We start from the raw sequence: 22,098 nt of genomic DNA on the forward strand, positions 1-22,098 counted from the left end.
GGACCCATCGTCGACGTCGAACTCCACGCCGGACGTGGATGGTCCGGTCAAGCCGGACCATGACGGGCTTCATTCCGAGTCTGGCCGGCGTCGCCTGCGAGCGCGCCTTGCCGGGGGCCGGGCTCAGACCTGCGCCAGGCCGCCGTCGACGAACAGCTCCGCGCCGTTCACGAAGCTGGAGGCGTCTGAGGCGAGGAAGACGGCGACCTTGCCGGTCTCGTCGGGATCGCCGATCCGGCCGAGGGGGACCACGGCGGAAAAATGCTCGATCAGACCAGGCGCCTGCTCCGCGACGCCGCGCAGCGCCGGCGTGTCGATCGGCCCGGGGCTCAGGACATTGACCCGGATGCCGCTGCCCTTGAGATCGAGGATCCAGCTGCGCACGAAGTTGCGGATCGCCGCCTTCGTGCCGCTGTAGACGCTGAACGCCTCGGTTCCCATGATCGAGGTGGTGGAGCCGGTCACGATGATCGAGCCGCCCTGCCCCATCAGCGGCAGCGCCTTCTGCACCGTGAACAGCACGCCCTTCACGTTGATCGCGAAGGTCGTGTCGTAATGCTCCTCGGTGATCTCGCCGAGCTTCGCCAGGCTGCCGCCGCCGGCGTTCGCGACCAGCACGTCGATGCGGCCGTGGCGCTGCGACACGTCGGAATAGAGCGCGTCGAGGTCGGAGAGCGAAGAGACGTCGGCGCGGAACGCCGAGGCCTTCTCGCCGATCTCCGCGACTGCGGCGTCGAGTTCGGCCTGGCGACGCCCGGTGATCACCACAGTCGCGCCCTCGGACGCGAAACGCTTGGCGATCCCGAGGCCGATGCCGGTGCTGCCGCCGGTGACCACCGCGACCTTGCCTTCGAGTGAGTTTGACATGGGGACGTTCCTTTGACGGCGCGAGCGCCGGACAGACGGGCGAGGTCGATTTCACATCGACCGGTTCTGTACCGATCGGTATTTATCGAAGCGGGCGCTGTCAACGCTTACTGTATCGTTCGCTACTGAAAGCCGCGCGGATGGTCCGGCCTAGAGCCGTCCGCTCGATCTGAGGACTTCCAATCGCCGAACCGCCTTCGCTGTTCGCACAGCCCGAGGCCGGCCGCCGGTACGGGCGCGCGGGTCCAAACGAGCTTGCCCAGCGCGGGTCTGCGCTCCGGCGAATGGTCGCGGGGCCGCGACGTCCGGTCCGTTGCCATCCCATGCGTTCCGGCCCATGAAGGCCGCGACGCCGAGATCAAGAGCCACACTCAGGAAGCGCGCCGTTTGCAATGCAGTCTTATGGAGCTTGAAAAGCCTTTATGAAGATCTTGATCCTCGGCACGTCGAACTCGATCCTCAAGGATGGTTGGACTTACGGCTTCCGCGCAGCTTTACCTGACGCCCAAATCGACAAGCACATCGTCGGCGCATCCCCCGGTATGCAGTTCGTCACCAATCTGGCCGATGACCTGTCAGGATACGATCATGTCATCCTGGACTGCATCGTAAACGACGAACATCTTTCGCGACGCATCGGCGACATAAATTACAACAATCGGCTGATCTTCGAGCTCATGTCGACGCTGGCCTCGCGCGTCAACCTGATCACGCTCGGCTTCACCAAGGTGAACTTCATCAAGAAGGCCTCGCCGCAGTATCTGAAACGGCGCGTGATCGCGGCCGCCTGCGGGTCGCAATTCGTCAGCTTCCGGGACCTGACCCTCAGGTACGGACGCAAGATCCTCGGCGACAAGCCCGGCCTCTACGAGCATCTCGGCCATCCCAGGCGCGAGATCGCCTATGCGGCCGGACACCAACTCGGGCTTGCGCTTGCGGATTACGCCGCCCCGAAGGCCGCGCCCGCGGTCGACTATTCCGACAACTTCAGCGTGTTCAAACCTGAGCAGTTGATCCCTGGCCGCGCCCTGTCGGTGCGCGCGAACAGGCTGTTGTCCTTCGAGCACATCGAGCTTCGCGCCGGCGACGCGATCGAATTCCCGACCGCCGGACGCTGCATCGGCTTCTACGTTAACGCTCGAGACTGCCGCGCCATGCTGAAGCTCGCCGGGCCCTCCGGCGTGCGGTTCAAAGAGACCTGGTTCAACGTCAGCGACGGCCTCGAGCTGAAGTTCGTGCCGGTGACCGGCGGCTTCCCGCTCGACCGCATCGAGGTCGCAGGCGCCGAACTGCCGTTCGAGCGCTCGATCCACACCCGGTTCGACGAATGGCCGGGAAAGAAGGGAGCGCGGGTGACGCTCGGGACGGTCGCGTTCTGGAACGGCGACATCGACATTCCGATACCGGCGCCCGCCAACGACTTCGACGCGTTCGACCTTCATCGCCTCGTCGATCGCCGGATGGCGGAGCAACACGGCTGAGGGCGGCGCGGACCGAAGCGCCGCGCCTCTTCGCTGGGCAAGGAAAGGGCGGCGAAACCGGACCGATTGCTCAAAATCAGACCATTTGGTCCGATCGCGCTTCACTCGCTCCACCTAAGCTGTTGCGATAGCTGACGCTTCCTCGTCTGGCACGCCGGCTGCTTCCGTGACGCACGACCTGTCGGGCGGCGATCCGCCCGATCAGCCGGAGCAGAAGGACGCGGCCCATGAAAATCGGCGTATTCATCCCGATCGGGAACAACGGGTGGCTGATCTCCGAGACGTCGCCGCAATACAAGCCGACCTTCGAGCTCAACAAGACCGTGGTGCAGAAGGCGGAGAAGCACGGCTTCGACTTCGCGCTGTCGATGATCAAGCTGCGCGGCTTCGGCGGCAAGACCGAGTTCTGGGACCACAACCTCGAGTCCTTCACCCTGATGGCGGGGCTCGCGGCGGTCACCTCGCGCATCAAGCTGTTCGCGACCTCGGCGACGCTGGTCGTGCCTCCGGCGATCGCGGCCCGCATGGCCTCGACGATCGACTCGATCTCGAACGGGCGCTTCGGCCTCAATCTCATCACCGGCTGGCAGAAGCCGGAATATTCCCAGATGGGGCTGTGGCCCGGCGATGCGTACTTTAGCCGGCGCTACGAGTATCTGGCGGAATATGTCCAGATCCTGCGCGAGCTGTGGGAGACGGGCCGCTCCGACCGCAAGAGCGACTTCTTCCAGATGGACGACTGCCGGCTGAGCCCGCGGCCGGAAGGAGAGTTGAAGATCATCTGCGCCGGGCAGAGCGACGCCGGCATGGCGTTCTCGGCGAAGTACGCCGACTACAATTTCTGCTTCGGGAAGGGCCTCAACACGCCGACCGCCTTCGCTCCCACGGTCGAGACGCTGAGCCGCTGGACGAACGAGACCGGGCGGAACGTCACCTCCTTCGCGCTTTTCATGATCATCGCCGACGAGACCGACGAGGCGGCACGTGCGAAATGGGAGCTCTACAAGTCCGGCGCCGACGAGGAGGCGCTGAAATGGCTCGTCGACCAGTCGAACGTCGACAAGTCGTCGGGCAAGGACACCAACGTCCGCCAGATGGCCGACCCGACGTCGCCGGTGAACATCAACATGGGCACGCTGATCGGCTCCTACGCAACCGTCGCGAGGATGCTGGACGAGATCGACACGGTGCCGGGCTGCGAGGGCGTGCTGCTGACCTTCGACGACTTCGTGAAGGGCGTCGACGACTTCGGCGAGCGCATCCAGCCGCTGATGCGCTCGCGCGCGACGGTCGCGCCGCTGGCCGAGGCGATCTGATGGCCGCGCCGCTCCACGCCGGCTACGTCGCGCCGTCCGCCGACGACCACGTGATCCTGCCCGCGCGGCCTGAGCCGCTGACGCTCAGGCCGAGCGAGACCGCGGTGATCGTCGTCGACATGCAGAACGCCTACGCCTCCACGGGCGGCTATGTCGACATCGCCGGCTTCGACGTCTCCGGGGCCGCCCCCGCCATCCGCCAGATCGGCAAGACGCTCGAAGCCGCGCGGGCGGCGGGCGTCACCGTCGTCTATTTCCAGAACGGCTGGGATCCCGACTATGTCGAGGCCGGGGGGCCGGGCTCACCCAACTGGCACAAGTCGAACGCGCTCAAGACCATGCGCGCCCGGCCCGAGCTCAAGGGACAGCTGCTCGCGAAGGGCGGCTGGGACTACGACATCATCGACCAACTCAAGCCGCAGCCCGGCGACATCCTGATTCCGAAGACCCGCTACAGCGGCTTCTTCAACACCAATGTCGACAGCGTGCTGCGCTCGCGCGGCATCCGCACGCTGGTGTTCGTCGGCGTGGCGACCAACGTCTGCGTGGAGTCGTCGCTCAGGGACGCGTTCCACCTCGAATATTTCGGCGTCGTACTCGAGGACGCCGTGCACCACCTCGGACCGGACTTCATCCGCGAGGCGAGCCTCTACAACGTCGAGAAGTTCTTCGGCTGGGTGTCCACCACCGCCGACTTCTGCGGCGCGATCTCCCAGACCCCGGCCGCGAAGGCTTGAAAGGAGCTCCGATGCCGAAGACCATCATCACCCCGCCCGGAACCGGAACGCCGATCGCGCCCTACTCGCCCGGAACGCTCGCCGACGGCGTGCTCTACGTCTCCGGCACGCTGCCCTTCGACACGAACAACGACATCGTCCATGTGGGCGACGTCGCCGCCCAGACGCGCCATGTGCTGGAGATCATCAAGTCCGTCGTCGAGGCCGCGGGCGGCGCGATGACGGACATCACCTTCAACCACATCTTCCTGACGGACTGGGCGAACTACCCCGCGATGAACGCCGTCTACGCCGAATATTTTCCGCAGGACCGTCCGGCCCGCTACTGTATCCAGTGCGGCCTCGTGAAGCCCGACGCGCTGGTGGAGATCGCCTCGATCGCCCATGTCGGCCGAGCCTGAGCCGGACGGGGACCTGCGGCATGCGCTATGACGTGACGGGCCGGACAGGGCCGGACGCCGGCGCGGTCGTGCTGTCGACCGGCCTCGGCGGCTTCGGCGCCTATTGGAAGCCGCAGCTCGCCGCGCTCGAAGCGCGCTACCGCGTCGTCGTCTACGACCATCGCGGCTGCGGCGCGAACGCGGGTCCGCTGCCGGACGGCTACACGATCGGCCACATGGCCGACGACGTGATCGAGATCCTCGACGACGGCGGCTTCGGGCCGGTTCATTTCGTCGGCCACGCGCTCGGCGGGCTCGTCGGCCTCGATCTCGCGCTCAGGCGGCCGGAGCGGCTCGCGAGCCTGACGCTCGTCAACGCCTGGGCGAAGGTCGCCTCGCCCACCCTGCGGTGCTTTGAGGCCCGCACCGCGCTGCTCCGGCATGCGGGCATCGTGGCCTATGCGCGGGCGCAAGCGATCTTCCTCTATCCCGCGGAATGGATCGCGGCGAACGAGGCGCGTCTCGCCGCCGACGAGGCCCATGCGATCGAAGGCTTCCAGGGCGAGGACACGCTGCTGCGGCGGATCGCGGCTTTGAGCGCCTTCGACGTCTCGCGAAGGCTGTCGGATATCTCGACCCCCACGCTGGTCGTCGCGGCGACGGACGACGTCCTGGTCCCCTGGACCGCCTCGCGCGACCTCGCCGAAGGCCTGCCGCGCGGCCGGCTGCGGCTGGGCTCCGGCGGCCACGCTTCGACCGTGACGGAAGCCCCCGCCTTCAACGCGGCTTTGCTGGAGTTCCTCGATGACCTCTGAGACGGACGTGGGCCGGGGCGATGGGCGGTCGGCGCAGGGCGCAGGCGCGGGGCGGCGCCCATGAACGCGATGACCGGGCGTCCCGCGGCCGATCCCGAGCGCGCCGCGGTCAGCCGCGACCGGTTCCGGCAGGGCATGTCGCGGCTCTCGGCCGCGGTGACCCTCGTCACGACCGACGGGCCGGCCGGACGCGCGGGCTTCACGGCGTCCGCGGTCTGCAGCCTCTCGGACGCGCCGCCGTCGCTGCTCGTCTGCCTCAACCGCTCGGCGTCGGTGTTCGAGACCTTCGCGGGCAACGACGCGCTGTGCGTCAACGTGCTCGCTCCCGGGCACGAAACCCTGTCGCGACTGTTCGGCGGAGAGACGCCGACGCCCGAGCGTTTCGCCGCGGCGGAGTGGCGCGAAGGCGTGACCGGCGCGCCGGAGCTGGTCGGCGCGACCGCCGCGTTCGACTGCCGCATCGTCGACGTCTCGTCCTTCGGAAGCCACGACGTCCTGTTCTGCCACGTCATGAATGTGCGTCTGCACGATATCGCCGCGGGCCTGGTCTATTTCGACCGTCGCTACCACGCGGTGTGACGGATGCCGGGCGGACCCATGCCGACGAGCCTGAAGACGCGGTCGTCCGGAACGACGGCGCGACGCGAGCCCGGGCCGCCTGATCGGCCGCGGCGTCGCCAGCGCGTCGCGGAGCGCAAGTCCGCCATTCTCGACGCCGCGCTCGGGCTGTTCTCGCGCTACGGACTGCGCGGCGTCACCGTCGACCAGATCGCCGAGGCCGCCGACGTCTCGAAGACCAACCTGTTCTATTACTTCCGCAGCAAGGACGAGGTTTACGTCGCCGTGCTGAAGCGCCTGCTCGACGACTGGCTGGCGCCGCTGGAGTCGCTCACCGTCGACGCCGAGCCGCTGCAGGCGATCGAGGATTACGTGCGGCTCAAGATGAGGATGGCGCAGGCCGAGCCGCGCTCCTCGCGCCTGTTCTGTCTCGAGGTCATGCAGGGCGCGCCCATGATCGGCGAGGAGCTGCGCACGTCGCTCAAGGATCTCGTCGACCGCAAGGCGGCGATCATCAGGACATGGGCGGACGAGGGCAAGATCGCGCCGGTCGACCCGCACCATCTGATCTACGCGATCTGGGCGATGACCCAGCACTACGCCGACTTCGCGACCCAGGTCGAGGCGATCTCCGGTCGCGGCCTCGACGATCCCGCCTTTTTCGACCAGGCGACGGACAACGTGCTCCGTCTGGTGATCCGCAGCCTCGCGCCCGATCGCGCCTGAGCCGCGCGCGTCAGTCGTCGGCCTGAGTTCAGCGGGCGAACGAGAGAGCGCGCTGAGGCCTCGAAGTCGGCGGTGGCCTTCGTCGGCTGCAATCCGGCTGTCGTGATCCTGGTCGACCCTCGACCCTTGTTCTCGTCGTCGCAAACTGCCGACGTCGCGATCGAGACGGCGCAGGCCGGCGTCTCGCGGATCGAGGACGACATCCTCAAGCGTGAGCCGCCGCTTGCGAAGATCGCGAAGCCGCAAAAAGGTGAGCCGCTCGACTGCTAATATTTATACGTTCTTTATATCGGCGAACAAGCTTCCGTCTCGATCCTTTATACGGTCACTGACATCTATTGCTGCACATCGCGCAGCTTTCGCACCGGCGGATGACGTTTGCGCGCAACCCACGTGCGGGATGTTGACAATGGATATTCTGATGCTCGGTCTCGGGGGCGGCTTCTTCGCCCTCGCCATCGGCTACTGCTTCGCTTGCGACCGGCTCTGAGGAGATCCCGATGAGCTTCGAATTCACGCTCGCGGCGATCGTAACGGTCGGCCTTCTCGGCTACCTCACCTTCGCCCTGATCCGCCCCGAGCGGTTCTGACGGACATCAAGACATGACACTCAACGGCTGGCTGCAGATCGCGATCTACTTCGCGGTCCTGACGGCGCTCGCGGCTCCGCTCGGGCGCTTCATGGCGAGAACCTTCGACGGCGAACGGACCTTCCTCACCCCCGTCCTGGGCCCGATCGAGCGCGGCTTCTACCGCGTCGCGGGCGTCGACGAGCGGACCGAGCAGAGCTGGACCGGCTACGCGGTCGCGATGCTCGTGTTCAACGCCGCGGGCTTCTTCCTGCTCTACGCGATCCTGCGCCTGCAGGACGTGCTGCCGCTCAATCCGCAGGGCATGTCGGCGCTCTCGCCGGAGCTCGCCTTCAACACCGCGGTCTCGTTCGCCACCAACACCAACTGGCAGAACTACGGCGGCGAAAGCACCCTGAGCTACTTCAGCCAGATGGTGGGCCTGACGACGCAGAACTTCGTCTCGGCCGCGACCGGCGTCGCCCTGCTGCTCGCCATCATCCGCGGCTTCGCGCGCGCCTCGGCCAAGACGGTCGGCAACTTCTGGGTCGATATGACCCGCACGACCCTCTACGTGCTGCTGCCGCTGTCGATCCTCCTCGGCCTGTTCCTCGTCTGGCAGGGCGTGCCCCAGAACATGGCGGCTTACGTCGACGCCACGACGCTCGAAGGGGCGAAGCAGACCATCAGCCAGGGCCCGGCGGCTTCGCAGATCGCGATCAAGCAGCTCGGCACCAACGGCGGCGGCTTCTGGAACGCGAACTCCGCGGTCCCCTACGAGAACCCGACGCCGCTCTCGAACTTCGTCGAGATGCTCGCGATCCTGCTGATCCCGGCCGCGCTCTGCGTCACCTTCGGACGCATGGTGAAGGACGAGCGGCAGGGCTGGGCGATCTACGCCGCGATGTCGGTCGTGTTCCTGGCTTGCGTCGCCGTCTCCTACTGGGCGGAAGGCTCCGGCAACCCGCTGCTCCACGCGCTCGGCCTCTCGGGCGGCGCGATGGAGGGCAAGGAGGTCCGCTTCGGGATCGCCAATTCGAGCCTCTGGTCGGTCGCGACCACGGCGGCCTCGAACGGCTCCGTGAACGCCATGCACGACAGCCTGACCCCGCTCGCGGGACTGATGCCGATCCTGCTGATGCAGCTTTCCGAGGTCATCTTCGGCGGCGTCGGCTCGGGCCTCTACGGCATGCTGCTCTATGTCATCGTCGCGGTGTTCGTCGCGGGCCTGATGGTCGGCCGCACGCCGGAGTATCTTGGCAAGAAGATCGAGGGGCGCGAGGTCAAGTTCGCGCTGCTCGGCATCCTCGTGCTGCCGCTGTTCATCCTCGGCTTCATGTCGATCGCGACGGTGGCGCCGTTCGGCCTCTCCAGCGTGCAGGACGCGGGTCCCCACGGCTTCTCGGAGATCATGTACCTCTACTCGTCGAGCGTCGGGAACAACGGCTCGGCCTTCGCCGGCTTCACCGGCAACACCCCCTGGTACAACATCACCGGCGGCGTCTCGATGCTGGTCGGCCGCTACTTCATGATCATCCCGGTGATGGCCATCGCCGGCGCGCTTGTGGCCAAGAAGACCGCGCCCGCCTCGGCCGGCACCTTCCCGACCCATGGCGGCCTGTTCGTGGGCCTGCTGGTCGGCGTCGTGATCATCGTCGGCGGCCTCACGTTCTTCCCGGCGCTCGCGCTTGGACCCATCGTCGAACATCTCGCCATGCTCGCCGGCCAGACCTTCTGAGCCGCGCGAGGGAGCACCGAAAATGTCACGCAATTCGACAGCCAGCCTGTTCGCGCCCGAGATCGTCGGTCCCGCGGTCACGGCCTCGTTCAAGAAGCTCGACCCGCGCGCGCTCATCAAGAATCCGGTGATGTTCGCGGTCTGGGTCGTGGCGCTCCTCACCACGATCATCTTCGTCCGCGACGTGGCGAGCGGCGGAGCCGAACTCGGCTTCTCGTTCCAGATCGTCCTGTGGCTCTGGTTCACCCTGCTGTTCGCCAACTTCGCCGAGGCGGTGGCGGAGGGGCGCGGCAAGGCGCAGGCGGACTCCTTGCGCAAGGTGCGCAGCGAGACCGAGGCGAACCTGCTGACCGCCGACGGCTCCATCGAGCGCCTCGCCGGCGCGAGCCTCAAGGTCGGCGACGTCGTCGTGGTCGAGGCCGGCGAGATCATCCCGGCGGACGGCGAGGTGATCGAGGGCATGGCCTCGGTCAACGAGGCCGCGATCACCGGCGAGTCCGCGCCCGTCATCCGCGAAAGCGGCGGCGACCGCTCGGCGGTCACGGGCGGCACTCAGGTGCTGTCCGACATGATCAAGGTGCGGGTGACGGCGGCCGCCGGCTCGACCTTCCTCGACCGCATGATCTCACTGGTCGAAGGCGCGCAGCGCCAGAAGACCCCGAACGAGATCGCGCTGACGATCCTGCTCGCCGGCATGACGCTGATCTTCATCTTCGCGGTCGCCTCGATCCCGAGCTTCGTGGCCTATGCGGGCGGACAGATCGGCGTGATCGTGCTCGTCGCGCTGTTCGTGACGCTCATCCCGACCACGATCGGCGCGCTGCTGTCGGCCATCGGCATCGCCGGCATGGATAGGCTGGTGCGCTTCAACGTGCTCGCGATGTCCGGCCGCGCGGTCGAGGCCGCGGGCGACGTCGACACGCTGCTGCTCGATAAGACCGGCACGATCACGCTCGGCAACCGCCAAGCCTCGGAGATGATCCCGGTGTCGGGCGTCACCGAACAGGAGCTCGCGGACGCGGCCCAGATCGCCTCGCTCGCCGACGAGACGCCGGAGGGCCGTTCGATCGTGGTGCTGGCCAAGGAACGATACGGCATCCGCGAGCGCGACATGGCCTCGCTCAAGGCGACCTTCGTGCCGTTCACGGCCCAGACCCGCATGTCGGGCGTCGACATGGACGCCTCGAGCGTCCGCAAAGGCGCGGTCGACGCCGTGTTGAGGCACGTCGCAGAGCCGGCGGCCTCCGCCGCCTATGGGTCCCGCGTCGCCCGCGCCTTCAGCGTCGGCGCGGACGCGAAGGCCGAACAGGACGTTCGCTCGATCGCGGAGCGGGTCTCGAAGGCCGGCGGCACGCCGCTTGCGGTCGCGCGCGACGGCCGCCTGCTCGGGGTGGTCCATCTCAAGGACATCGTGAAGGGCGGCATCCGGGAACGCTTCGCCGAGCTCCGCCGCATGGGCATCCGCACCGTCATGATCACGGGCGACAACCCGATGACCGCGGCCGCGATCGCCGCGGAGGCGGGCGTCGACGACTTCCTCGCCGAAGCCACGCCCGAGGACAAGCTGAAGCTCATCCGCGACGAGCAGGCCAAGGGCAAGCTGGTCGCCATGTGCGGCGACGGCACCAACGACGCGCCCGCGCTCGCGCAGGCCGACGTCGGCGTCGCGATGAACACCGGAACCGTGGCGGCCCGCGAGGCCGGCAACATGGTCGACCTCGACAGCGATCCGACGAAGCTCATCGAGATCGTCGAGATCGGCAAGCAGCTGCTCATGACCCGGGGCTCGCTGACGACCTTTTCGATCGCCAACGACGTCGCGAAGTACTTCGCCATCATCCCGGCGATGTTCGCGGCGGTCTATCCCCAGCTCGGCGCGCTCAACGTCATGGGGCTCTCGACGCCCCAGAGCGCGATCCTGTCGGCGATCGTGTTCAACGCGCTGATCATCGTGGCGCTGATCCCGCTTGCGCTGAAGGGCGTGACGTATCGCGCGATCGGGGCCGGGCCGCTGCTGCGCCGGAACTTGGCTGTCTATGGCCTCGGCGGCCTCATCGCGCCGTTCATCGGCATCAAGCTCATCGACGTCGTCATCACGACCATCGGTCTCGCGTGAAGGAGCGCGCCATGCTGAACCATCTTCGTCCCGCGCTCGTCCTTCTCGGCGCTTTCACCCTGCTCACCGGCGTCGCCTATCCCTTCGCCATGACGGGCGTCGCCCAGGCCGTCTTCCCGAAACAGGCTAATGGCAGCCTGGTGGAGCAGGACGGCAAGGTCATCGGCTCGTCGGTCATGGGTCAGAGCTTCGTCTCCGACCGTTACTTTCAGAGCCGGCCGTCGGCGACCGTCGGCCCGGACCCGGCCGACAGCTCGAGGTCGATATCGGCTCCGTACAACGCCGCGAACTCCGGCGGCTCGAACTACGGCCCTACCTCGAAGGCGCTGATCGAGCGGGTGCAGGCCGACGTCGAGGCGCGCAAGGCGCAGAACCCGTCGCAGCCGGTCCCGATGGACCTCGTGACGACCTCGGCGTCCGGCCTCGACCCGCACCTCAGCCCTGAGGCCGCGCTGTTCCAGGCAGACCGCGTGGCCAGGGCCCGGGGTCTCGCGCCCGATCGGGTGCGCGAGCTCGTGGAAAGGACCGTCGAGCCGCGCACCCTCGGCCTTCTCGGGGAACCGCGCGTCAACGTGCTCGCCCTCAATCTCGCGCTGGACGAACTCGGCGCGCGTTGACGGCCGAAGGCGGCGCTGGGACCCTCGCGCGATGACATTTGACGACAGCGCCGATCGACGCCCCTCGCCGGACGCTTTGCTCGAGACGGCGCGGCGGGAGACGCCGGGCCGCCTCAAGATATTCCTCGGGGCGGCGCCGGGCGTGGGCAAGACGTTCGAGATGCTGTCGGAGGCGCAAGCCGCTCGCGGAGCCGGCCGGGACGTGGTCGTGGGCGTGGTCGAGACCCACGGTCGAGCCGAAACAGAAGGTCTGCTCGAAGGGCTCGAAGTCCTGCCGCGACGCGCCTCCGCGTTCGGCGGGCGCGCCTTCGACGAGATGGACCTCGACGCGCTGATCGCGCGTCGCCCCGAACTCGCTCTCGTCGATGAACTCGCGCACACCAACGCCGAGGGCTCCCGTCACGCCAAGCGCTGGTCGGACGTCGAGGAGCTCCTGTCCGAAGGGATCGACGTCTGGACGACGCTCAACATCCAGCATGTCGAAAGCCTCAACGACATCGTCGCGCAGATCACCCGCATCCGGGTGCGCGAGACCGTGCCGGACAGAATCATCGACCGCGCCGATGACATCGAGCTCATCGACATCACCCCAGACGACCTCATCCGCCGCCTGAAGGACGGCAAAATCTATCTGCCAAAGACCGCCGAGCGCGCCACCGCCCACTACTTCAGCCAAGGCAATCTGACCGCCTTGCGGGAGCTTGCGCTCCGGCGCACCGCGCAGCGCGTCGACGCGCAGCTCGTCAACCACATGCGCGCCAACGCGATCGCCGGGCCATGGGCCGCGGGCGAGCGGGTGATGGTCTGCGTCGAGGACGGCGCGCAGGCCGCGAACCTCGTAAGGGCGGCGAAGCGGATGGCCGACCGGCTGCAGGCCCCATGGCTCGCCGTCCATGTCGAGCTGCCGGGCGGCGTCCGGTCCAGCGAGGAGAACAAGGACGGCGTCGCGCAGGCGCTGCGCCTAGCCGAACGGCTCGGCGGCGAGGCCGTGATCATCCCGGCCGTGCGGCGCGAATTCGTCGACGACATTCTTGCGCTCGCGCGCGAGCGCAACGTCACCCAGATCATCATCGGCAAGTCGCCGCGGCCGCAGTGGATGCGGTGGCTCCAGAACTCGCTGACGGCCGAGCTGATCGACCGCTCCGGCGGCATCAGCGTCCACATCGTGGCCGGAGCGGTCGCCGGCGCGGCCCCTGCTGCGGCGGCGGCGACCCGCGGCCGTATCGTCAACGAGCCGACGTCGTTCGCGGCCATCGGCGCGGCGCTGGCCGCATCCGCCGTCGCGTTGGGCCTCGGCCTCGCGCTGCTGCCCTGGATCGGCGTCGAAACGGTCGACCTCCTGTTCCTGACCGCCATCGTCGTCGTGGCGGTGCGCTTCGGGCTCTGGCCTTCGCTGGTCGCGGTCGCCGCTGGGTCGCTCTGCTACAACTTCTTCTTCCTGCCCCCCACCGGGACGTTCACCATCGCCGATCCGACGAACGTCGCGGCGCTGATGCTGTTCACCGTCGTGGCGCTCGTCGTGTCGAACCTGGCCGCGCTCGTCAGCCGGCAGGCTTCCGCCGCGCGCCGGCGCGCGAAGAATACCGAGGCGCTCTACAGCTTCAGCCGCAAGCTCGCGGGGGTGACGACGCTCGACGACGCTCTCTGGGCGACCGCTTACCAGATCGCCTCGATGCTGAACCTGCGCGTCGTGCTGCTTCTGCCGTCCGCAGCCGGGCCGCTTGAGATCGGCGCGAGCTATCCGCCGGAGGACGTGCTGGACGCAGCCGACCTCGCGGCCGCCAAATGGACGTTCGAGAGCAACACTCCGGCCGGCCGCGGCGCGGATACGCTGCCGGGGGCCAAGCGCCTGTTCCTCCCGCTAAGAACGGCGCGTGGGCCGGTCGGCGTCGTCGGCGTCGACCGCGACACGGTCGGCGACCTTCTCAACCCCGAGCAGAAGCGCCTGATGGACGCGCTCGCCGATCAGGCCGCGATCGCGATCGAGCGCGTCAACCTTGTGGCCGACATCGCGATCGCCGAGCGAGCCGCCGAGACCGACCGGCTCAGGCAGGCGCTGCTGACCTCGATCAGCCACGACCTCCGGACCCCGCTCGCCGCGATCATGGGCGCAAGCTCTACGCTGCGCGACTTCCGGTCGGCCCTGGACGAAACCGCCACCGACGAGCTGCTGCTGACGATCCGCGACGAGTCCGAGCGGCTCAATCGCTTCATCGCCAACCTGCTGGACATGACGCGGCTCGAGTCAGGGGCTCTCGAACCCAACATCGGACCGCACGACGTCAGCGACCTCGTGGGCGCCGCGTTGAAGCGGGCCTCTCAGGTGCTTGGCGACAGACACGTCGACGTCGAACTCGCCGCGGAACTTCCGATGGTCAAGGTCGACGCGGTCCTGTTCGACCACGCTCTGTTCAATCTTCTCGACAACGCCGCCAAATATGCGGACGCCTCGACGATCACGATCCGAGCCGAGCCTGGACGTCGTGGGGCCGTCGTGATCGAAGTTCTGGATGAAGGCCCGGGGATTCCTCCGGGCGATCTTGATCGCGTGTTCGATAAATTCTACCGCGTGACCAAGGCTGACAGCGTCCGCGCCGGCACCGGCCTTGGCCTGGCGATCTGCAAAGGGTTCATCGAGGCCATGGGCGGCTCCATCACCGCCGGCAATCGGCGCGATCGCAATGGAGCCGTCTTCGCGATCTCGCTGCCGGGGGAGATTACGACCGGAGCCCTGCAATGAGCGCGCCTGCGATCCGGGTTCTCGTGGTCGACGACGAGCCGCCGATCCGAAAGCTCCTTCGCACGGGCTTGGGGACGCAGGGCTTTGAGGTCATCGAGGCTCAGAACGGGGCGGAAGCCCGCGTGATGCGGGCTCGCAAGCCGGCGCCGGACCTCATCATCCTGGATCTCGGCTTGCCCGACATCGCCGGGCAAGACCTGCTGCGGGAATGGCGCGCCGCCGGCGACCTGACCCCGGTCGTGATCCTGTCGAGCAGGATCGACGAGCCGGGCATCGTAGAGGCGCTCGAGCTCGGCGCCGACGACTACGTGACGAAACCCTTCGGGGCGGCCGAACTCATGGCGCGCCTGCGGGTGGCGCTGCGCCATCGGCTGCAGAGCCGAGGCGAGCGCGCGATATTCACGCTCGACGATCTTTCGGTCGATCTCGTCCGGCGGGTCGTGAGACTCGGCGATCGCGACGTGAAACTCACCCCTCGCGAATATGAGATTCTGCGGGTGCTTGTGCAGAACGCCGGGCGGGCTCTCACCCATGAATATCTCATACGGGAAGTCTGGGGGGGCTCTTTCGAAGTGCAGAACCTCCGCGTTCATGTCGCCCAGCTCCGGCAAAAGATCGAAGCCGAACCGGAGCGCCCGCGGTTCATCCTCACAGAAACAGGGGTGGGCTACCGTCTTCGGGCGCCCGACTAGCGATGCAGCTTCACGATGCTTTCCCGGCTTCTCACGCCTCCATCAACTATCCGGCGAATTCGAAATCAGAACTGATCCGCGACTTGGGCGTCCGTCTGTGCAGGGTCGCCGGCGTCGACCCCAAAGAGTGCGTCCAAGCGCTTCTCGACCGAGAAGCTCTGGGATCCACGGGAATGGGCGACGGAACCGCGATTCCCCACGCCCGGCTGGCCGCGTTGCGCGAGCCGATCGGCTTCGTGGTCCGCCTCAGGAAGGCTATCGACTTCGAAGCGATCGATGGGCGACCGGTGAGCCTCGTCTGCCTTCTCCTGCTGCCGGCGGGGAACGCGACCCTCGCTTCTGAAACGCTCGCCAAGGCGTCACGGCGATTTCGGGATCCCGTCGCATTGAAGGGCCTGCAGAACGCGGTTTCGAACGCCGCCTTCCATCAGGCATTCGTCACGCGCTGAGCCCGCCCCCCGCCAAGCCGTCCGCGCAGGACCAGCGCCCAAGCGTCTTAGGCTTGGTCTCCGCAGGTCCGCGTCCGGGGCTCCCCTGTGTGGGCGGTGACAAGGCCCGTCGCAATTGCGCAGATAGACACTATGCAAGATGAGGACGATATCCATCCGGAGGCGGCGATCGCCCCAGGATACCTCGCCAACCATGCCGCACGCGCCTTCAATCGCGGAGTGGACGCGGCGCTTAAGCCGCACGGCCTGACGATGGCCTTGATCGGGCCGCTCCTGCTTCTGTCGTGGAAGGGGCCGCTTCTTCAACGCGACATCGTCCGGTCGTCCGCCGTCAGGCAGCCGGCCATGGTGGCCATGCTCGACAAGCTGGAGACTATGGGACTGATCGCCCGCGCGCCGTCGCTGGACGATCGACGGGCGGCCCTGGTGCAGCTGACGGACGCAGGGCGGGACGCCGCCCGGATCGGCGGCGAGGCCCTGATCAACGGCAACGCTCGCGGGCTTCAGGGTTTTGAGCCCGAGGAAGTCGGCCAACTTGTCGCGTTGCTTCAGAGGCTGATCGGCAACCTTGACCGAGCCTAATCCGATTTATATCAGATATGATATTCTTTGACCGCAGAGGTCCATGTCATGTCACGCCGCATCCTCGTTTCCGGAGCCAGCGTCGCCGGCGCCACCGCAGCCTGGTGGCTCGGTCGCCTGGGCCACACGGTCGATGTCGTCGAGAGAGCCTCGGAGTTCCGCGACGGCGGTCAGAACATCGACGTACGCGGCGTCGGACGCGAGGTGCTGCGCCGCATGGGGTTGGAGCAGGCCGCGCTGGAACGGGGAACGGGCGAGGAAGGAACGGCATGGGTCGATCGGAATGGCGCCGTCAAGGCGGCGTTCTTGACCGACGAGCTGTCCGGTGACGGCCCAACCGCCGAGTTGGAGATCCTGCGCGGCGACTTGGCGCGTCTCCTTTACGAACCCGCGCGCGAGCACGCGACGTTCCGCTTCGGCGATTGGATCGAGCGCATCGAGGACGAGGCGGACCGCGCCGTCGTCACCTTCGCCGGCGGCGCGACCGAAAGCTACGATCTGGTCGTCGTTGCCGAGGGCGTCGGGTCGCGGACGCGCGAACTCGTGTTTCCCGGCGAGAACGATCCGCGTTGGATGGATCTCACCATCGCCTACTTCACCATCGCCCGCGCGCCGGACGACGATCGGATGTGGCGCTGGTGCAATGCGACCAAGGGACGGAGCATCTCGTTGCGTCCCGACAATCACGGCGCGACGCGCGCCAGCCTGACCCTTCAGCAGGCGCCGGACGGAGAGCATGAGTGGGATGTGGACCGGCAAAAGGCCTACATGCGTGAGCGCTTCGCGGACGCAGGATGGCAGACGGAGCGTGTCCTAGCAGGGATGGACGGCACGCAGGACTTCTACTTCGACGTCTTGCGCCAGGTCCGGATGAAGCGCTGGTCGAAGGGTCGCGTGGTGCTGACGGGCGACGCGGCGTGGTGCGCGACGCCGCTCGCCGGCGTCGGCACGACGCTCGCGTTGACGGGAGCCTATGTGCTGGCGGGAGAGCGCGACCGCGACGGCGACGTGTCGGCCGCGCTGGAGCGCTATGAGGCCGCGATCCGCCCCATGGTCGAGGACGGCCAAGGCGTGCCGAAGATCGCGCCCCGCCTGATGCATCCCCGTAGCCGGCTCGGCATCCGCCTTCTGCACGGTGCGTTGGGTGTCGCGAGCCGGCCAGCCGTGCGCAATCTGGCCGCCAAGCTGTTCGCGGGGGAGACGAAGGCGCCCGACCTGTCCAGCTACCCTGAACATCCGTCAGACAGCCGCACACGTCCGCCATCGAGAGGCGAAGCGGCTTGGAAATGACCGTGGGGGCTAGGCAGGCGCCTGCCCGCGGCGGTCCTTGCCGCGGCGGTGGAGCGTCGCGCCGGGCGTCGCGCTGACGCTGTCGATCGCGCTGATCGGAATCCAGTTCCGATGAAAGGCGCAAGGATCAAGCGTCGACGGCGCTCGTGTCCCGATCGGCGGAATACGCCACGCTGCGCTGCCCTCTCGCCTCGGCAAGACGCTTTTCCAGCGCGGCGGTGATGGCCTCATAGGCCGAGCCGCCGAGAACCAGACGGAAGGGAGGCGTCGCCATGTCGGCGGCTGCGATGATCGCGTCCACCGTGCGCGCCGCATCGCCCCTGACGACGAAGCTGCCGTCCGCGATGGCGCGCCGAACCGCCCCGGCCGGCGTGTCGTCGTAGACGGTCATCTCGGACGCGCGGTCGAGCCCGGCGCCGAAGTTCGTCGCCGTGGGACCTGGTTCGGCGATGATGAAGTCGATCCCGAACGGGCGCACTTCCTGAGCGACGGCTTCGATGAAGCCTTCCACGCCCCATTTGGTGGCGTGGTAGAGGCTGAAATTCGGGTAGGCGATCTGGCCGCCTTCCGACGACACCTGAACGATACGGCCGCCGCCTTGGCGGCGCAGGTGCGGGATCGCGCTTCGGATGAGCTCGATCGGGCCCATCAGGTTGGTCGCAATCTGACGGTCGATCTGCTCGCTCGTCACCTCTTCGGCCGCGCCGAACAGGCCGTAGCCGGCGTTGCTGACGACGACGTCGATCCGTCCCGCGCGGGCGAACGCGTCGTCGATCGTCGAGGAGACGGCGGCTTTGTCGGTGAGATCGAGGCGCAGCGTCGTGAGACGGTCGCCGTGGGCGCGCTCAAGCTCAGACAGCGCGTCCACGCGCCTGACCGTGGCGACCACGCGGTCGCCGCGGACGAGCAGCCGCTCGGTCGCGATCCTGCCAATACCGGAGGAGGCTCCGGTGATGAACCATGTTTTGCTCATTGGGGCTCTCGGGTGGCGACGCGCTCGGCTCGCTGGCTGAGGCGTCTCGATGCGAGGGATGGCGGACGAGACCGCAGGGGACGATCAGGCGGCGCCCAGCTTCTGCAGAAGCGATCGGACGTCGTAGCTCACCCATTCCTCGGCCAGGCGATCCTGCTCGTCGTAGCGGAAGAGGTTCATCACCTCCCACTCGACATGCCGGCCGTGGGGCCGCAGCGGCCCGACCGGCGAACGGCTGAACGTCGCCGTGAAGGTTCCGGAAAACATCGTCCGGGACGCCAGATAGCGTCCTTCGCCGACGATCGCGGCCCGCCTGATCCTGAGATCGGCGAACGCCGCCCGAAGCGCCGCGAAATAGGCCTTGAGTTCGCCGTAGGGCAGGTCTCCGCCGGGGCTATGGATGACGAAGTCCGGCGCGAAATAGGCGTCGAGCGCAGCGTCGTTCTCACGCGCGATCGCGTCTTCGCCGATGCGGATCAGGCCGGCCGCGAACCGGCTTTGCGACATGGGCCGGGGCGCGCCGGCGGCGGCGTCCGCGGATTCGCCGAACGCCACGGTCGGCGCCCCGATCAAGCCGAGAACCATGCCCATCTGGACCGCCTGCCGTCGGTTCGGCCCGGACGATCCGCCTGGGCGCACCGTCGTCGCGTCGCCGGCCATGGGTGTGGCCGAAGTTTCGGGCTCGCTCATGATCGCTCCTGCAGCCTGTTCCTCCAGCCCATATGGACGATGCCCTCTGGCGCGATAATCATCGCAATCCGGCATGACCTCGTGAGGAGCGGTCACCAATGCAAAGGCCCAGCCTCAACGACCTCGAAGCGTTCGTCGCTGTCGCCGACAATCGCAGTTTTCGAAAAGCGGCCGAGCGGCTCGGCGTCTCGCGATCGGCCTTGAGCCACGCGCTCCGTGAGCTTGAGCTGAAGCTCGGCGTCCGTTTGCTTCACCGCACGACGCGGAGCGTGTCGACGACCGATGCAGGGGCGCGGCTGCTGGCGCGGCTGAGGCCGGCGCTGGACGATCTCGACGCCGCGTTCGACGTCGTGGCGGAAGCTCGCGGAAAGCCGAGCGGGTCGCTTCGCATCAACGCAGGCAAAGTCGCGGCGCGGTTCCTTATGCGGCGTCTCGTACCTGAGTATCTGGCGCGCTTCCCCGATGTCGAGGTCGATCTCGTCTCGGAAGGCCGCCTGATCGACATCGTGGAGCACGGCTTCGACGCCGGAGTTCGGCTCGGCGAGGCCGTTCCCCAGGACATGATCGGCGTGAAGCTTCTGGATGAGACGCGCTTCGTCGCGGTGGCGTCTCCGGGCTATTTCGCCGAACACGGCCAGCCGGAGACGCCGCTTGCGCTCGCGCGGCATCGCTGCATCCGCCAGCGCCTGCCCAGCGGAAAGCGCTACAGGTGGGAGTTCGGCCGACATGGCGAAGAGATCGCGATCGACGTCCCCGGCGTTCTGACGCTCGACGACAACGATCTGATGGTCGAGGCGGCCGCGGCCGGAGAGGGCGTGGCTTACGTCCCGGAGCTCGCCGCGCTGGACCGCCTGTCGGACGGTCGTCTCGTGGCGACGCTCGACGATTGGTGCCCCTCCATCCCCGGCTTGATGCTCTACTACCCCGGCCGCCGCCACGTCCCGTCGCCGCTGCGGGCGTTCATCGATCTCGCGACGCATCAGCGGCAGGAACGAGGTTCTGAGGGCTCGGCTGCTAGGCGGCGGGGTCAACCCACCGCCTAAGAGCCGAACAGCCGGCGCTCAACGCCATCTCGGGCGTCGTCCTCTGGCGCGGACCGCGCCGCCGGGTTTCTTCGGAGCGACCTGCCGCATGCGTCACGTGCGGACGGCTGCGATGGCCTCGATCTCGATCATCGCGGCCGGATCGTAGAGCGCCCGGACCTCCGCGATCGTGTCGGCCGGATAGGGCTCGGAAAAGAACGTCCGTCGCAGTTCGACCACTTCCGAAAACTGTCCCATGTCGGTGACGAAGATGGTCACCTTGATCACGTCCTTGAGGCTCGATCCGCCGGCCTCCAGAGCGCGGCGGAGGTTCGCGAAGGCCTGTTCGCCCTGCGCCCGAAAGCCGCCCTCGACGATCTTGCCGTCGTCGCCCGCGCCCGCCTGGCCCGAGATGAACAGCAAATCTTTGAAGCGGATGCCCTGCGACAGCAGGTAGGGCGCGTAGTTGTCGGGCTCGGTGATGACGCGTTCCAGCATGATCGTCTCCTCGGGATGATGATGAGCCGCCTTCAGGCGGCGAGCTCGCGATCCTTGACGTCCGCCACGGGACCAAGGATCGCGGGGTCGAAAGCCTCGACGGCGCGTCCCTCGCGCGCCCGGACCGGAAGGTCGGGATTGGCGAGCGCGCCCTTGCCGAGCGAGACGAGGTCCGCGCCCTGGGCGATGACGTCCGCCGCGCGTGCGAGGTCGTGCAGGCCGCCGTTCGCGATGATCGCGACGTTCGGCGCGTAGCGCCTGGCGAGCGCCGCGAGGCTCGCGTCGCCGCCCTCGAAGGCGGGACGCCAGGCCTCGTGCTCGGTGACATGGATGTAGTCGGCGCCGGCGTCCTTCAGCGCGCCGAAGATCGTCTCGGCGTCGGCCTCGCCGCCCGCCCATTTGTGCGCGAAGTCGTTGACCTTTCCCTGGGAGATCCGGACCCCGACCGCGACGGCGGCGCCGACCCGCTCGCGGACGGCCCCGAAGACCGCAAGGGTCAGCTCCATCCGCCGCCGCGTGTCGCCGCCCCAGCGGTCGGCCCGCCGGTTGGTGTGGTCGGTCAGGAACTGATCTAGCAGGTAGCCGTTCGCGCCGTGAATCTCGATCGCGTCGAAGCCCGATATCTCGACGGCACGGGCGGCCGAGGCGGCGAACCCTTCGATGGCGTCGGCGATCTGCTCTTCCGTGATCTCGGAGGGCGTGGGGTATCGGCCCTCGCCGCGATAGAACGCCATCTGCTCGCCCTTGGGCCGGATCGCCGACGGGCCGACGGTGGTCGGGCGGAAGCGGTTGCCCTGGCTGAGCGCGCCGGCATGCATGAGCTGCGCGACGATGCGCGCCCCATGGCGGCGCACGGTCTCGACCACCGGCGCCCAGCTGAGCGCCTGCTCCTCGTCGGCGAGGCCCGGCTGGTGCAGGTAGCCCTGCGCGTGAGCCCGGTCGGTGTAGAGCCCCTCCGTGATGACGAGGCCGAACCCGCCACGCGCGAAGCGATCGTAGTAGCGCCGCATCCGCTCCGTCGCGACGCCGTCGGCCGTGGCGCTGACGCGCGTCATAGGCGCGACCGCGAACCGGTTGCGGAGCGCCAGCCCGTTTATATCGATTGCCGTGAAGAACGTATCGTTGGACATCTTTCGCCCGCCATGTCTTTGGGTCCGTCGCGCCTCGATGACGACGCTCGGACGGCAAGTTCCATGCGGTGAAAATAGACAGGCGTCGCGCCGCCATGAAGCGCGGCTCGAC

At 67.7% G+C, this 22,098-nt stretch carries 23 protein-coding genes; 18 read left to right on the top strand and 5 right to left on the bottom strand.

Annotated elements, in window-relative coordinates; translation table 11 throughout:
- Positions 1-123 precede the first annotated feature (123 nt).
- Positions 124-867, bottom strand: coding sequence for an SDR family NAD(P)-dependent oxidoreductase (locus PKE78_RS09045; RefSeq protein WP_271200541.1), 744 nt, complete (start codon positions 865-867; stop codon positions 124-126).
- 422 nt (positions 868-1,289) lie between these two features.
- Here PKE78_RS09045 and PKE78_RS09050 point away from each other — a divergent pair, with 422 nt between their 5' ends.
- The 17 genes from PKE78_RS09050 (at position 1,290) to PKE78_RS09130 (ending at position 17,673) form a co-directional block, all read left to right on the top strand.
- A complete protein-coding gene (locus PKE78_RS09050; RefSeq protein ID WP_271200542.1) occupies positions 1,290-2,348 on the top strand; it encodes a hypothetical protein in 1,059 nt (352 codons plus the stop codon).
- Positions 2,349-2,575: 227 nt separating this feature from the next.
- Entirely contained in the window at positions 2,576-3,664 is a 1,089-nt protein-coding gene (rutA, locus tag PKE78_RS09055; RefSeq protein ID WP_271200543.1) for a pyrimidine utilization protein A, read from the top strand.
- A complete protein-coding gene (rutB, locus tag PKE78_RS09060; RefSeq protein WP_271200544.1) occupies positions 3,664-4,401 on the top strand; it encodes a pyrimidine utilization protein B in 738 nt (245 codons plus the stop codon). The genes rutA and rutB overlap by 1 nt, the downstream gene beginning before the upstream one ends.
- A gap of 11 nt (positions 4,402-4,412) precedes the next feature.
- Positions 4,413-4,802, top strand: a complete 390-nt coding sequence (rutC, locus tag PKE78_RS09065; RefSeq protein ID WP_271200545.1) for a pyrimidine utilization protein C — start codon at positions 4,413-4,415, stop codon at positions 4,800-4,802.
- A gap of 20 nt (positions 4,803-4,822) precedes the next feature.
- Entirely contained in the window at positions 4,823-5,596 is a 774-nt protein-coding gene (rutD, locus tag PKE78_RS09070; RefSeq protein ID WP_271200546.1) for a pyrimidine utilization protein D, read from the top strand.
- Between the two features lie 60 nt (positions 5,597-5,656).
- Positions 5,657-6,175, top strand: coding sequence for a flavin reductase (locus PKE78_RS09075; protein ID WP_309299101.1), 519 nt, complete (start codon positions 5,657-5,659; stop codon positions 6,173-6,175).
- Positions 6,176-6,193: 18 nt separating this feature from the next.
- Positions 6,194-6,880, top strand: a complete 687-nt coding sequence (gene rutR / locus PKE78_RS09080; protein WP_271200547.1) for an HTH-type transcriptional regulator RutR — start codon at positions 6,194-6,196, stop codon at positions 6,878-6,880.
- Between the two features lie 72 nt (positions 6,881-6,952).
- Entirely contained in the window at positions 6,953-7,150 is a 198-nt protein-coding gene (locus PKE78_RS09085; protein ID WP_271200548.1) for a hypothetical protein, read from the top strand.
- Positions 7,151-7,380: 230 nt separating this feature from the next.
- On the top strand, positions 7,381-7,470 hold the full coding sequence (gene kdpF / locus PKE78_RS09090) for a K(+)-transporting ATPase subunit F (protein ID WP_271200549.1): 90 nt from the start codon (positions 7,381-7,383) through the stop codon (positions 7,468-7,470).
- Positions 7,471-7,483: 13 nt separating this feature from the next.
- Positions 7,484-9,187 carry a potassium-transporting ATPase subunit KdpA gene (kdpA, locus tag PKE78_RS09095; protein ID WP_271200550.1) on the top strand — a complete coding sequence of 568 codons (1,704 nt, stop codon included), beginning with the start codon at positions 7,484-7,486 and terminating at the stop codon, positions 9,185-9,187.
- 46 nt (positions 9,188-9,233) lie between these two features.
- Positions 9,234-11,303, top strand: a complete 2,070-nt coding sequence (kdpB, locus tag PKE78_RS09100) for a potassium-transporting ATPase subunit KdpB (RefSeq protein ID WP_428981261.1) — start codon at positions 9,234-9,236, stop codon at positions 11,301-11,303.
- An 11-nt stretch (positions 11,304-11,314) separates the two neighbouring features.
- Positions 11,315-11,920: a K(+)-transporting ATPase subunit C gene (locus PKE78_RS09105; protein WP_271200552.1), complete on the top strand. Its 606-nt coding sequence runs from the start codon at positions 11,315-11,317 to the stop codon at positions 11,918-11,920.
- A 31-nt stretch (positions 11,921-11,951) separates the two neighbouring features.
- A complete protein-coding gene (locus PKE78_RS09110) occupies positions 11,952-14,660 on the top strand; it encodes a sensor histidine kinase (protein ID WP_271200553.1) in 2,709 nt (902 codons plus the stop codon).
- A complete protein-coding gene (locus PKE78_RS09115; protein ID WP_271200554.1) occupies positions 14,657-15,352 on the top strand; it encodes a response regulator transcription factor in 696 nt (231 codons plus the stop codon). Before PKE78_RS09110 ends, PKE78_RS09115 begins: the two co-directional genes overlap by 4 nt.
- A gap of 2 nt (positions 15,353-15,354) precedes the next feature.
- Positions 15,355-15,801, top strand: coding sequence for a PTS sugar transporter subunit IIA (locus PKE78_RS09120; RefSeq protein ID WP_271200555.1), 447 nt, complete (start codon positions 15,355-15,357; stop codon positions 15,799-15,801).
- 132 nt (positions 15,802-15,933) lie between these two features.
- Positions 15,934-16,383: a MarR family winged helix-turn-helix transcriptional regulator gene (locus PKE78_RS09125; RefSeq protein ID WP_271200556.1), complete on the top strand. Its 450-nt coding sequence runs from the start codon at positions 15,934-15,936 to the stop codon at positions 16,381-16,383.
- Between the two features lie 48 nt (positions 16,384-16,431).
- The gene (locus tag PKE78_RS09130; RefSeq protein ID WP_271200557.1) at positions 16,432-17,673 is read left to right on the top strand and encodes an FAD-dependent monooxygenase; all 1,242 of its coding nucleotides are present in this window, start codon (positions 16,432-16,434) and stop codon (positions 17,671-17,673) included.
- A 127-nt stretch (positions 17,674-17,800) separates the two neighbouring features.
- Here PKE78_RS09130 and PKE78_RS09135 read toward each other — a convergent pair whose 3' ends face one another.
- Positions 17,801-18,646, bottom strand: a complete 846-nt coding sequence (locus PKE78_RS09135) for an SDR family oxidoreductase (protein WP_271200558.1) — start codon at positions 18,644-18,646, stop codon at positions 17,801-17,803.
- 84 nt (positions 18,647-18,730) lie between these two features.
- Entirely contained in the window at positions 18,731-19,336 is a 606-nt protein-coding gene (locus tag PKE78_RS09140; protein ID WP_271200559.1) for an ester cyclase, read from the bottom strand.
- A 98-nt stretch (positions 19,337-19,434) separates the two neighbouring features.
- Between PKE78_RS09140 and PKE78_RS09145 the strand changes: the two genes are divergently transcribed.
- Positions 19,435-20,379 (top strand): LysR family transcriptional regulator, encoded by a 945-nt coding sequence (locus PKE78_RS09145; RefSeq protein ID WP_271200560.1) that lies wholly within the window; start codon positions 19,435-19,437, stop codon positions 20,377-20,379.
- Positions 20,380-20,472: 93 nt separating this feature from the next.
- Here PKE78_RS09145 and PKE78_RS09150 read toward each other — a convergent pair whose 3' ends face one another.
- Complete coding sequence (locus PKE78_RS09150) at positions 20,473-20,856, bottom strand: RidA family protein (RefSeq protein ID WP_271200561.1); 384 nt, start codon at positions 20,854-20,856, stop codon at positions 20,473-20,475.
- Positions 20,857-20,888: 32 nt separating this feature from the next.
- On the bottom strand, positions 20,889-21,986 hold the full coding sequence (locus PKE78_RS09155) for an NADH:flavin oxidoreductase (protein ID WP_271200562.1): 1,098 nt from the start codon (positions 21,984-21,986) through the stop codon (positions 20,889-20,891).
- Between the last annotated feature and the right edge of the window lie 112 nt (positions 21,987-22,098).

It is taken from the genome of Methylopila turkensis, assembly GCF_027922325.1.
Taxonomy (GTDB): domain Bacteria; phylum Pseudomonadota; class Alphaproteobacteria; order Rhizobiales; family Methylopilaceae; genus Methylopila; species Methylopila turkensis.

What these genes read in the sequence shown, in the direction of transcription:
- PKE78_RS09125 (WP_271200556.1), top strand. Translation starts at nt 15,934, where the DNA reads ATGCAAGATGAGGACGATATCCATCCGGAGGCGGCGATCGCCCCAGGA.
- rutA (WP_271200543.1), top strand. Translation starts at nt 2,576, where the DNA reads ATGAAAATCGGCGTATTCATCCCGATCGGGAACAACGGGTGGCTGATC.
- PKE78_RS09150 (WP_271200561.1), bottom strand. Translation starts at nt 20,856, where the DNA reads ATGCTGGAACGCGTCATCACCGAGCCCGACAACTACGCGCCCTACCTG.
- rutD (WP_271200546.1), top strand. Translation starts at nt 4,823, where the DNA reads ATGCGCTATGACGTGACGGGCCGGACAGGGCCGGACGCCGGCGCGGTC.
- PKE78_RS09075 (WP_309299101.1), top strand. Translation starts at nt 5,657, where the DNA reads ATGAACGCGATGACCGGGCGTCCCGCGGCCGATCCCGAGCGCGCCGCG.
- PKE78_RS09115 (WP_271200554.1), top strand. Translation starts at nt 14,657, where the DNA reads ATGAGCGCGCCTGCGATCCGGGTTCTCGTGGTCGACGACGAGCCGCCG.
- rutC (WP_271200545.1), top strand. Translation starts at nt 4,413, where the DNA reads ATGCCGAAGACCATCATCACCCCGCCCGGAACCGGAACGCCGATCGCG.
- kdpA (WP_271200550.1), top strand. Translation starts at nt 7,484, where the DNA reads ATGACACTCAACGGCTGGCTGCAGATCGCGATCTACTTCGCGGTCCTG.
- PKE78_RS09140 (WP_271200559.1), bottom strand. Translation starts at nt 19,336, where the DNA reads ATGAGCGAGCCCGAAACTTCGGCCACACCCATGGCCGGCGACGCGACG.
- kdpF (WP_271200549.1), top strand. Translation starts at nt 7,381, where the DNA reads ATGAGCTTCGAATTCACGCTCGCGGCGATCGTAACGGTCGGCCTTCTC.
- PKE78_RS09110 (WP_271200553.1), top strand. Translation starts at nt 11,952, where the DNA reads ATGACATTTGACGACAGCGCCGATCGACGCCCCTCGCCGGACGCTTTG.
- PKE78_RS09145 (WP_271200560.1), top strand. Translation starts at nt 19,435, where the DNA reads ATGCAAAGGCCCAGCCTCAACGACCTCGAAGCGTTCGTCGCTGTCGCC.
- PKE78_RS09155 (WP_271200562.1), bottom strand. Translation starts at nt 21,986, where the DNA reads ATGTCCAACGATACGTTCTTCACGGCAATCGATATAAACGGGCTGGCG.
- PKE78_RS09135 (WP_271200558.1), bottom strand. Translation starts at nt 18,646, where the DNA reads ATGAGCAAAACATGGTTCATCACCGGAGCCTCCTCCGGTATTGGCAGG.
- rutR (WP_271200547.1), top strand. Translation starts at nt 6,194, where the DNA reads ATGCCGACGAGCCTGAAGACGCGGTCGTCCGGAACGACGGCGCGACGC.
- PKE78_RS09050 (WP_271200542.1), top strand. Translation starts at nt 1,290, where the DNA reads ATGAAGATCTTGATCCTCGGCACGTCGAACTCGATCCTCAAGGATGGT.
- PKE78_RS09130 (WP_271200557.1), top strand. Translation starts at nt 16,432, where the DNA reads ATGTCACGCCGCATCCTCGTTTCCGGAGCCAGCGTCGCCGGCGCCACC.
- PKE78_RS09105 (WP_271200552.1), top strand. Translation starts at nt 11,315, where the DNA reads ATGCTGAACCATCTTCGTCCCGCGCTCGTCCTTCTCGGCGCTTTCACC.
- rutB (WP_271200544.1), top strand. Translation starts at nt 3,664, where the DNA reads ATGGCCGCGCCGCTCCACGCCGGCTACGTCGCGCCGTCCGCCGACGAC.
- PKE78_RS09120 (WP_271200555.1), top strand. Translation starts at nt 15,355, where the DNA reads ATGCAGCTTCACGATGCTTTCCCGGCTTCTCACGCCTCCATCAACTAT.
- PKE78_RS09045 (WP_271200541.1), bottom strand. Translation starts at nt 867, where the DNA reads ATGTCAAACTCACTCGAAGGCAAGGTCGCGGTGGTCACCGGCGGCAGC.